This is a genomic window from Frankia sp. EI5c (genome assembly GCF_001636565.1).
In the GTDB taxonomy this organism is placed as follows: Bacteria; Actinomycetota; Actinomycetes; order Frankiales; family Frankiaceae; genus Parafrankia.
This window is the reverse complement of sequence record NZ_LRTK01000099.1, coordinates 24,965-35,393: the sequence shown is the minus strand read 5'-3', so window position 1 is coordinate 35,393 and position 10,429 is coordinate 24,965. Positions and strand designations below refer to the sequence as shown.

Sequence of the window (10,429 nt, the reverse complement as noted above, 5' to 3'; positions counted from 1 at the left end):
CATCTCTCGCACAGCACCAGACTCCAGGAGCCTTTGATCTACATCAGACACCTCTCATCTGTTCGTGGCACACAGGTCTTCAGTCGCCGCACGGCGACACCCGCGCCGCCACCCGAAACGCTGACCGGCACCGTCAGATCACCACCGCACCCGCCCGACCTCCTACGCCAAGCACCCACCCGCCCCCCAGGAGGACATCGGCCGCCGAGTGGAGGACGTCAGCCGCCGACCGGGGCTCTGTCCTTCTCCCGGGTCTTCCGGCGGCCGCGGATCCACCGCTGGCGCCAGGAAGGCGCTCCACGCGCCTGACCACCCTCGGCAGGGCCGGTGGTCCGCTCCCGGTTGATCACCCGGCCGGGCACCGCGCTCTCCTCGGCCCGGGAGGCCTGCCCGTCACCGGCTTCGGCCCCGGGCCGGGCAGCAGCGACGTTGGCGTCGGCGGCGTCGTCGGCGGCAGAGACAGCGGCAGCGGCAGCGGACGCCGTGCCGGACGGATGGACATCCGAGGACTGCGGCGCCGTGACCGCCCACGCGGCGACGAACAGCATCCACCGCATCATGATGTTGATCCAGATCAGCAGCCCGACGATGACGGCGAACGTCCCGTACACCGGGTTCGACGTCGTCTGGCCGACCAGCCAGGTACCGAGGATCTTCAGCAGTTCCACGCCGAGCGCGCCCAGCAGGGACGCGCGGACCACACGCTCCCGGTTCGTCCGCTCGGGCAGTTGCCAGAAGATGAAGACGAACACGGCCATGTCGATGGCGAGCGCGACGGCCAGGGCCAGCAGCCCGGTGACCCACGCCGCGGCGGTGTTTCCCTCCAGCCCGATCCAGCGCAGGAACGTGCCCGTCGCCGACGTGGCGAGGCTGGTGACGACCAGCGACAGCAGCAGCGTCAGCCCGAGGCCGGCGAGGATGCCGACGTCCCGTACCCGCCGCATCACGAAGTTGCCTGCTTCCAGGCTCTGGTGCCAGATGATGCGGATGCTGTCCCGCAGCGCCGAGACCCAGGCGAGACCGGCGAGCAGCAGACCGGCGAGACCGATCAGGCCCGCGCCGACCTTCGCCCGCCCGATGCTGGTGACGTCCAGCTTGTCCGCGAGGCCGGGCAGGTAGTCGTTGATCTGTTCGGTGATCTTCGCCTGGGCGTCCGGGTAGGCGTCGACGACGAAACCGGTGATCGAGAACACCAGGGCCATGATCGGAAAGAAGGAGAGGAAGGCGAAGTAGGTGGTCGACGCGGCGCACCGGTCACCGCCGTCCCCCGTGTAGCGGCCGTAGGCGCGCAGAGTGTGATCTATGAACGGGGCCCGGCGGCGCACCCCGTCAACAGCCCCACCCACGGACTTCACCGCAGCTCGTCGTCCTGCCACCTCGTCCTGCCACCCCCGCCTGCAAACGGAAAATGGCGCAGCTGGCGCCAAGCGCAGTCATCGCCGCGTTCATAGAGCTCGAAACCTGTCACCTCGAACTGCGCCCGGTATTCGGCCAGCAGGTCGAAGGCGCGGTCCAGCGCGGCCTCGTCGAGTTCGTGCGCGACCGTGACATGTGGGTGGTAGGAGAAGCGGGTCGGACGGTCCAGCGGACCGGAGCGCACAGCCTTCTCCAACAGCTCGCAGCAGGATGTTCCCATCGCAAGCGTCACGAACACCACCGGAGACAACGGCCGGAAGGTTCCCGACCCGCGCAGGTGGATCACGAAGGCCTCATGCCCCGCGGCGACCTCGGCCAGATGCTCCTCGATCAGCGGCAGCTCGGAGCTCGCGACCTCCGTCGGGCCGAGCAGGGTGACATGGGGCACGATGAGCGCCGCGTTGGGGTCACCGAGCCGCCGGCGCCAGTCCCGGAGCTCGGTCCGGAACGGCTCCGGGATCCCGATCGCCACGCCGATGGAGCGCACAGAGTCCTTCACCTTGCGCCACTCCGGCCCGCCCGCGCGGCGGGTGACCAGGAGTTGCGGGACAAGCTCTGCCGACCAACCATGGCGCCATCATGGCCCAAGAGACCACTGTGTCTCCCGGGGACCAGAGATGACCTCGTCCCACTGGCGCATGCGACGCCGGCCGCACCAGGTCAGCTCGCCGACCGTGTTCGGGGCATGACTGTTCGGCCCGCCTGGCCGGGTGGATCAGGCCACCGAATCCGGGGCGGACGCAAGCTCGGCGAGGACATCCGCGGACAGCGCCGGCCAGGCGGTGGCGGCCCACTCGCCGAAGTCCCGGTCCGTCAGCGCCACGCAGGCCGCGGAGGCCGCCGGATCGACCCAGAGGAACGTCCCGGACCGGCCGAAGTGGCCGAAGGTCGCCGGGCTGTTGGTCTCGGCCGTCCAGTGCCGGCGCTTCTGCCCGCGGATCTCGAACCCCAGGCCCCAGTCGTTCGGGTCCTGCATGCCGAAGCCGGGGAGGATTCCCACCAGACCGGGGAAGGCCACCGACGTCGCCGTGGTGAAGGTCGCCGCGGAAAGCAGGGTCGGCGCCAGCAGTTCGGCCGCGAACGCGGCCACGTCTGCCAGCGTCGCCGTGACGCCGGCCGCCGGTGAACCGTCCAGGACCGCGTTCTTCATCCCCAGCGGCTCGAACACCGCCTCGGTGAGGTAAGTGGCGAACGGGATGCCGGTCACCCGCTCCAGATGCTGCCCGAGCTCGTCGAATCCGGCGTTCGAGTAGATCCGGCGGGTCCCCGGCCGGGCGATCACACGGTTGCTGGCGAACGCCAGGCCGGAGGCGTGCGCGAGCAGGTGCGCGATGGTCGACGCCTCCGGCCCGGCCGGTTCGTCGAGCGCGACGGCGCCCTCCTCGACCGCGACGAGAATCGCGTAGGCGGCCATCGTCTTGGATACCGAGGCGAGCCGGAACGGTAGTTCCGCGTCGCCGCTGACACCGACCTGGGTGACCACCTCGCCGTCGCGCCGCAGCACGACAGCGGAAGCTGCTCCCACCGGCCACTGGTCCAACTGCCGCAGCGCGTCCATGTCCGGAACTCTACGAACTGACGCGTCGCGGGGGCTGCCACACTGGCAGGCGTGCCCGTCCCTGCCTCCCGTCCCAGCCCGGCCTCGCAGGCCGGTCCTCGTGCCACCTCCGGCGCTCTGGACAGCGAACAGCCCCTGGACCTGCTCGTCGTCGGCGGCGGCCCGGCTGGCAGCGCGGCGGCGCTGCGCGCGCTGCAGCTGCGCCCAGAGGCGCGGGTCCTGATCGTCGACGCGGCGGACTTTCCCCGCGACAAGACCTGCGGCGACGGCATCGCCCCCCACGGGCTGGACGTCCTGCGCGCGCTCGGCGTCACCGACGTGACCCGCGGGTACCGCCCGGTGGACCGCATGCGGCTGCGCACCCCGGGTGGCGCCGAGGTCGCGACCCCGTCCGAACGAGCCACCCATGTGATCCCCCGGGAGGTCTTCGACGCCCGGCTCGTGGCCGCCGCCCGCGCGCGGGGCGCCCAGTTCGCGCGGCGGCGGGTGCGGTCACTGGACGTCGTCCCGGCCCCGGGCGGGGGCGGGGAACCGATCGTGGCCGTCGACGGCGGCGCGCTGCACGCCCGCGTGGTACTCGGAGCGGACGGCGCGAACTCGACGGTGCGCCGGGCACTCGGCATCCCGCCGAACCCGCCCGAGGGGCTCGCCATCGCCGTGCGGGCCTACGCGGACGCGCCGAAGGACGGCGGCCCACCCGAACAGTTCATCCACATGACGGACGAGGGCTGGCCGGCCTACGCCTGGTCGTTCCCGATCGGTGACGGCCGGGCCAACATCGGGTACGGCCTGCTCCGCTCGCGGCTGCGCGACAGCGACGGCACCCCGAAGGCCGTCCTGCACGGGACGTTGGCGCGCATGCTGCCGGACACACCCGCGTATGCGGGCACGCTGCGGGCGCACCACCTGCCGCTGTCCACCCACCGCCCCCGGCTGCCAGACGGCCCGGTGCTGCTCGCCGGTGACGCGGCCTCCCTCATCAACCCGCTGACCGGGGAGGGGATCTACTACGCACTGCTGTCCGGATCGCTCGCCGGGCAGGCCGCGATCACCGACCCGGGGCCGGCGGCGGGCCGGGTGTACCGGCGGGCGCTGGGCCGCGAACTCGGCCGGCACCTGCGCCACACCACCCTGCTGGCCAACCTTGCCGGCCGGCACCGCCCGCTGATGGACGCGGCGGTGCGCTCGGCCAGCCGGCGGACCGAGCTCTACGACAGCCTCGTCGAGCTCGGGCTCGGCCGGGGAACGATTCCCGCCGGGTCGTTGGCGCGGCTCGCCGCGCGGCGTGCGCTGCGCGGCCTGCGCTGACGGCCGCCGCGGGGCCGCGGGGCCGCTGACGGCCACCGCGTGAACGTCGGCCCACAGGCCGGCGAGGTCTGTGGGCCGACGTCTGTGGGCCGACGGGGTGGTGCCAGCTGCTACAGGCTGGCGACGTCCGCCTGCTTGGCGCGCACGGCCTCCGCGGCCGTCTTCAGCGCCGCCAGCTCGCCGTCGGTGAGGCCGAGCTCGACGACCTTCTTCACGCCACCGGCACCGACCTGGGCCGGAACACCGAGGTAGACGTCGGAGATGCCGAACTCACCCTGCACCCAGGCGCAGACCGGCATCACGGTGCCGGAGTCCTCGGCGATGGCCTTGACCATGCGGGCCGCGGCCGCCGACGGAGCGTAGTAGGCCGACCCGGTCTTCAGCAGGGCGACGACCTCCGCACCACCGTTGCGGGTGCGGTCGACCAGCTCCTCGATCTTCGCGGCGGGAAGCAGCTCGCTCAGCGGCTTGCCGTCCACGGTGCACTGCGAGGGCACCGGGACCATCGTGTCGCCGTGCGAACCCAGCGTCAGGGTCTTCACCGAGCCGACCGGGACGCTCAGCGTCTCCGCCACGAAGTTGGTGAAACGGGCGGTGTCGAGCATGCCGGCCTGGCCGATCACCCGCGAGCGCGGGAAGCCCAGCACGTTGGCGGCCAGCGCGGTCATCTCGTCGAGCGGGTTGGAGACCACGACGACGACCGCGTCCGGCGACGTCTTGGCGATGTTCTCCGACACCTGACGGACGATCTTCGCGTTGACCTCGATGAGGTCCATGCGGCTCATCCCGGGCTTGCGGGGCAGGCCGGCCGTGATGACGACGACATCGGAACCCGCGGTCTCCTCGTACCCGTTGGTCCCGACGACCTTGGTCTCGAAGCCCTCGATCGGCCGGGACTGGTTCAGGTCGAGCGCCTGGCCCTGCGGCTTGCCCTCGACGATGTCCGTCAGCACGACCGTGTCGAAGATGTTGTACTCAGCCAGTCGCTGCGCGGTCGTCGAACCGTAGAAACCGGCTCCTACGACAGTGACTTTTCCCGGCATTGGACTGATCAGCTCCCCAATATCGCGATGATCGCCTCAGCGATCTCGGCGGTGCCCACAGCGGGGTCGGTACGCGTCGGCGCGAAGGTCGCAGGTGACCGACCTGCCCTGGCTCTGATCGCCTCGGTGGCGGGTTCGCCGTTCCCACCGGGGAGGGTCGGTCAGCTCGGGCCCGGTGCCGCCGGCGAGTATCAGGGCTACCTGACGGTTCGCCATAGGCGCGGCTCGCCCCGCTCATCTGTGCACGGTTGTCCGATGACCTGCCGAGGCTATCGCGCGAGTCGGACGCACGGCAGTGGACGGCGACGCGCGCCACGTCGACGGTGCGCGCGGCCCACCGTGTGGTCAGCGGTGCCCACTTCTGGTAACCGGCCCAGAGCGTGACCTCAACTGCCACTTTCCGTGGCCGGCGCCGGTCACCCACCGATATGGGGTACCGCCAGGGTGAGCACGATCACGGCCCCTCCCAGCACGACGAGGGTGACAGTGTCGAAAAGGCGCCCACGGACGGCCAGCATCCCGACTTTCCGGGTGGGAAGGCACAGACGGAGCGCACCAGCCACCAGAAGCACGCCACCGACAGTCAGCAGACCCCGCCGCCAGTAGTCCTGCGAGACGAGGAGCAGGCCGAAGCCCACCCCGCCGAGGACGCCCACGAACAGCATCCGCCCGAACCGCCCGCCGGACGACGGCCCGGGACCGGGAGTACGGCCCCGCCGGGCCGCTGGGGCGGCTGGGGCCGTCGGGGTCGCTGGGGCGGCTGGGGCCGTCGGGGTCGCCGGTCCGGCAGCTCCCGGACCCACCGGCGGCTCGGACCACGGCGGGAACCCGGGCGCCGGCCCAGCCGGCCCAGCCGGGCTGCCGTCTGACCTGCGACTACCTGCCGGACGGCCGGTCCATGGCCCGGAGCCCTGTGGCCGCCCGACCGAAGGCCGGTCGCCCCATGGCTGCGGGTCCGGCGATCGCGCGTCGGAGGTCCGCCCGACCGCTCCCCCGCGATCGGATGATCGACCGTCCCGGGGCATGGAACGCGCCCGCGGCCGGTCCGCTCCGCCCGGGGTGCTCCGTCCCCCGCGGGGCGGGTCACCTTGCGGAGGCCCCCCGGGGCGTGCGCTCCCAGGACTGGCCGAGCCGGGATGGGCCACGCCGGAATGGAGGGCCGCCGAGGCGGTCCAGGCGGAACCGTGGGGCCTTCCGTCGGAGGCCCGCTGCCCGGACCGATCCCATGCGCCCGGGACGCTGTCGGTCACCTGCTCCCGCCTCCTCAGGCCCGCGCCCGCGCGACGACGCCGCACAGCGGTCTCGGAACGCACCCGGCCAGGACACCGCAGATCCGAGCCAGGCGCTCTCCGGACCACACAGTAGGCGCAGCCCGCACCCGCCGAACAGGGAGGCGCCCTCCGCGGCAGCCAGCACCCGCGCCCCCCGGGCTCCGCCGCGTACCCGCCCCGACAGGTTGCCGAGCGACGCGCGGCCGAGCCGCCGAGAAGCCGAACAGTCGGCGGCGAACCGCCGGGGCCGCCCGGCCCGCGGCACGATGCGATGGCTCCGGCGTGGTCACCCGTTCAGGTAACTCCGCCCGCGCGAGGCTCACCGCCATCACAACGGAAACACACCTCGCGAATCCACCCGTGATCGCCACCGAGAAGCTGAACCACCTGCCACAGCGGCGTTCTCCCGAGCCTGACGTGGATCCTAAGCCCTACANACACCAATGGGCTACCCTACAGAGGATCGTCTCATCCCATGTCCACACCAACGACATAGACCCCCCGAGTGCACACGTCGTGCGCGACTAGGGGAGACTGCCGCCGCGGTCCCCAAATGGTAGGGAGTTCGACGTGGCAGACGATTCGCCGCACAGCAAGAAGCTTCAGGAACTGATGTTTCGGGCGTGGGAGACGTTCGGCGACGCGCGCCATCTCGACAGCGATGACCGGGTCTTCGTGCAGGCGCTCGCGCGCCAGACCGCGGACCGCATCTCCGTCCTCTACGGGGCGAGCTGGCGAGAGGCGCTCGACTGGGTGGCGCAGCGGTACGTGCCGACCGCTGACCTGCCGGGCGGGGTGGCCGCGACCACCCCGACCAGCGCGTCCTCGAACGGCAGCCCGACCGTGACCCGGCGCGGAACAGCGGCGGCCGAGGTGGGTTCCACCTCCTGACCGCCGCCCGGGCCGCCTTCGGCCCGGGCGGGGCGGAGTTGCCGCGGGCGGTCCCCGCTCGGGAGTCGCCTCCCGAACGGCCCGGTCGCGCGGCGCCGCCGCCGCGCCGGAACGGCGGGTGGCCCGCGGGCGGGTGGACGGCGACCTGTACCGGTTCACCCGCCGCGGGTGTCACCCTCCGCGAAGTCGCGGAGGGCATCTGGCCAGGTCGACGACGACCAGGCCCGATGCGCACCGCGGAGCCCCGGCATGCACGGGAGTCCCGCCGTGACGCGGGAGCCCCGCCGCACTGCGGATCCGGACGCGCAAGGCGGGCGGACCGTGCCCGCGCGCCGCGACCGATCAGTGCACCGCGGACCGATCAGTGCACCGCGGACCGATCAGTGCGCGAAGTGGCGTACCCCGGTGAAGTAGAGGCTCACGCCGGCCTCCCGCGCCGCCTCGATCACGAGTTCGTCACGGACGGAGCCGCCCGGCTCCACGACCGCGCGGACCCCCGCCTCGGCGAGGACCTGGAAGCCGTCCGGGAACGGGAAGAACGCGTCGCTGGCGGCCACCGAACCCTTTGCGCGGTCACCGGCTCGGCTCACCGCGAGGCGGGCGGCGTCAACCCGGTTGACCTGGCCCATTCCGACGCCGACCGTCGCCGTGCCGGCGGCGAGCAGGATCGCGTTCGACTTCACCGAGCGCACCGCGCGCCAGGCGAAGCCGAGATCGGCGAGGGTGGCGTCGTCGACCGGCGCACCGGCCTCCAGCGTCCAACCCGCCGGGACGTCACCGGCGACGTCGAGCGCGTCGCGGGACTGCAGCAGCATGCCGCCGCTGACCTGGCGCATCTCGACGCCGCGCGGGTGGGCGGGCGGCGCGCAGAGAAGCAGGCGGATCGAGGGCTTGCGGGAGAGGATCTCCACCGCGCCGGGCTCGTAGTCCGGCGCCACCACCACCTCGGTGAAGATCTCCGCGATCTGTTCCGCCAGCTCCACGCTGACCGGCCGGTTCACCGCGATCACACCGCCGAACGCCGAGACCGGGTCGCAGGCGTGGGCCTTGCGGTGCGCCTCCGCCACCGAGGCCGCGACGGCGATACCGCAGGGGTTCGCGTGCTTGATGACGGCGACGGCCGGCTCGGCGAAGTCGAACACCGCCCGCCAGGCGGCATCCGTGTCGGTGTAGTTGTTGTATGACATCGGCTTGCCATGGAGCTGCCGCGCCGACGCGAGCCCCGGGCTGCCGTCCTCGCCCACGTACAGCGCGGCTCGCTGATGCGGGTTCTCGCCGTAGCGCAGGACACTGGTGCGACGCCACTGCGCCGCCAGCACGTCCGGCCAGCCGCTTTCGCGGGCCACCTCGTCGGGAGCGAGCGCGCTCGCGAACCAGGAGGCCACCGCGGCGTCGTAGGAGGCGGTGTGCGCGAAGGCCCGGGCCGCGAGCCGGCGGCGCGCCGCCAGGTCGTAGCCGGTGCCGCGGACCGCGGCGGCGAGATCCCCGTAGTCATCCGGGGACACCACCACGGCTACGGAGGCGTGGTTCTTCGCCGCGGCCCGCAGCATGGCCGGCCCGCCGATGTCGATCTGCTCGATCGCCTCGTCCTCGGTCGCCCCGGAGGCGACCGTCTCCCGGAAGGGGTAGAGGTTGACGACCAGCAGGTCGAAGGGCTCGATCTCCAGCTCCGCCAGGACCGCGGCGTGCTCGGCGTTGCGCAGGTCCGCCAGCAGGCCGGCGTGCACATGCGGGTGCAGCGTCTTGACCCGGCCGCCGAGCACCTCCGGGAAGCCGGTCACGGTGCTCACCGGCGTGACCGCGACGCCGAACCGCGCCAGGACGTCGGCCGTCGAACCGGTCGACACCACCTCGACGCCGGCCTCGACGAAGGCCGCGGCGAGTTCCTCCAGCCCGGTCTTGTCGTAGACGCTCACCAGCGCCCGGCGCAGGCGGCGGTGCCCCGTCGCCACCAACTCACCTGATGTACCGGTCTGCGGCGAACCGTCCGTGGCGGCCGCGCCGCCCGGCACGCCCTGACCGGTCTCCGTGGCCGACGCCCCCGACGCCCCCGACACCGCCGACGCCCCCGACACAATGCCTCCTGAACCTTCCACGATGCCTCCGTTGGCATGAGCTTCCACCGCTTGGTCCGTTCCCCCGCCCCGCCCCGTGGCGCCGCCGGGGGAAGGGGATGTCCGACCCGCCTCCGGCCGGGCCCCACCTGGGACGGGTGCATCCACGTCGTCCGCGTCCGCTGCCGTCGTACCCCGGCGGCCACCCTCCCATGAGAGCTCGCCCCGGACGTAGCGACCGATGACGGAAACGAACAGGCCACGTTCGACCGCCTGGATGCGCGCCCGCAGCGCGTCCTCGTCGTCATCGGACTGGACCGGGACGGGGGCCTGGGCGATCACCGGGCCGGTGTCGACCCCCTCGTCCACCCAGTGCACTGTCACGCCGCTGGTGGGCACCCCGGCGGCGAGCGCGTCGCGGACGGCGTGGGCGCCGGGGAAGGCCGGCAGCAGCGACGGATGGGTGTTCACGGTGGGGAAGCGGCTGATCACCTGCGGCCCGAGGATCTTCATGTAGCCCGCGAGGACCAGCAGATCCGGGTCGTACTCGGCGATCCGGCCCGCCGTGGCCTCGTTGAAGGCCGCGCGGTCGGCGAAGTCCTCGAGCCGCACGGTGAAGACCGGCACCCCGACCGCCTCCGCACGCCGCTGCGCGAGCGTGTCCGCCCGGTCGGTTCCCACCGCGGCAACCCGCGCGCCGAACGCCTGGTCCGCACAGGCGTCCAGGATCGCCTGCAGCGTGGTGCCGGCACCCGAGGCGAGGACGACTAGGCGAGCGGGCACATAACCCTCCGTGGATGGTCGGCCAGCATCGTGGCGGCCGAGGACCTGGCCGCAACGGGCGGCGGCCCGCCAGCGACAACGCTCCGAATGTACTTTCTCGGTGCG

8 protein-coding genes are annotated in these 10,429 nt (G+C 72.6%); 2 read left to right on the top strand and 6 right to left on the bottom strand.

All coding sequences use genetic code 11. The annotated features are described in order from the left end of the window. Positions 1–218: 218 nt before the first annotated feature. The 3 genes from UG55_RS24495 to UG55_RS24485 all read right to left on the bottom strand — a co-directional run bounded on the left by UG55_RS24495 (position 219) and on the right by UG55_RS24485 (position 2,974). Entirely contained in the window at positions 219–1,346 is a 1,128-nt protein-coding gene (locus UG55_RS24495) for a YihY/virulence factor BrkB family protein (protein WP_396231010.1), read from the bottom strand. Positions 1,347–1,351: 5 nt separating this feature from the next. Beyond that, positions 1,352–1,915, bottom strand: coding sequence for a 2'-5' RNA ligase family protein (locus UG55_RS24490; RefSeq protein ID WP_242425046.1), 564 nt, complete (start codon positions 1,913–1,915; stop codon positions 1,352–1,354). A 216-nt stretch (positions 1,916–2,131) separates the two neighbouring features. Continuing rightward, a complete protein-coding gene (locus tag UG55_RS24485; protein ID WP_066073680.1) occupies positions 2,132–2,974 on the bottom strand; it encodes a serine hydrolase in 843 nt (280 codons plus the stop codon). A gap of 51 nt (positions 2,975–3,025) precedes the next feature. Here UG55_RS24485 and UG55_RS24480 point away from each other — a divergent pair, with 51 nt between their 5' ends. Beyond that, a complete protein-coding gene (locus UG55_RS24480) occupies positions 3,026–4,282 on the top strand; it encodes an NAD(P)/FAD-dependent oxidoreductase (protein ID WP_396231009.1) in 1,257 nt (418 codons plus the stop codon). A gap of 110 nt (positions 4,283–4,392) precedes the next feature. Here UG55_RS24480 and mdh read toward each other — a convergent pair whose 3' ends face one another. Both mdh and UG55_RS24470 read right to left on the bottom strand, forming a co-directional pair. Beyond that, positions 4,393–5,325: a malate dehydrogenase gene (gene mdh, locus UG55_RS24475; protein WP_066073677.1), complete on the bottom strand. Its 933-nt coding sequence runs from the start codon at positions 5,323–5,325 to the stop codon at positions 4,393–4,395. 416 nt (positions 5,326–5,741) lie between these two features. Then, positions 5,742–5,990 (bottom strand): DUF3017 domain-containing protein, encoded by a 249-nt coding sequence (locus UG55_RS24470; RefSeq protein WP_066073675.1) that lies wholly within the window; start codon positions 5,988–5,990, stop codon positions 5,742–5,744. A 1,176-nt stretch (positions 5,991–7,166) separates the two neighbouring features. Here UG55_RS24470 and UG55_RS24465 point away from each other — a divergent pair. Further along, the gene (locus UG55_RS24465; protein ID WP_066073673.1) at positions 7,167–7,487 is read left to right on the top strand and encodes a hypothetical protein; all 321 of its coding nucleotides are present in this window, start codon (positions 7,167–7,169) and stop codon (positions 7,485–7,487) included. A 380-nt stretch (positions 7,488–7,867) separates the two neighbouring features. On the opposite strand, the gene purH is transcribed toward UG55_RS24465, so the two are convergent. Continuing rightward, complete coding sequence (gene purH / locus UG55_RS27885; protein WP_083987163.1) at positions 7,868–10,324, bottom strand: bifunctional phosphoribosylaminoimidazolecarboxamide formyltransferase/IMP cyclohydrolase; 2,457 nt, start codon at positions 10,322–10,324, stop codon at positions 7,868–7,870. Between the last annotated feature and the right edge of the window lie 105 nt (positions 10,325–10,429).

Excerpts from the sequence above, each read along its gene's own strand:
- UG55_RS24470 (WP_066073675.1), bottom strand. The coding sequence starts at position 5,990 with ATGCTGTTCGTGGGCGTCCTCGGCGGGGTGGGCTTCGGCCTGCTCCTC.
- UG55_RS24485 (WP_066073680.1), bottom strand. The coding sequence starts at position 2,974 with ATGGACGCGCTGCGGCAGTTGGACCAGTGGCCGGTGGGAGCAGCTTCC.
- mdh (WP_066073677.1), bottom strand. The coding sequence starts at position 5,325 with ATGCCGGGAAAAGTCACTGTCGTAGGAGCCGGTTTCTACGGTTCGACG.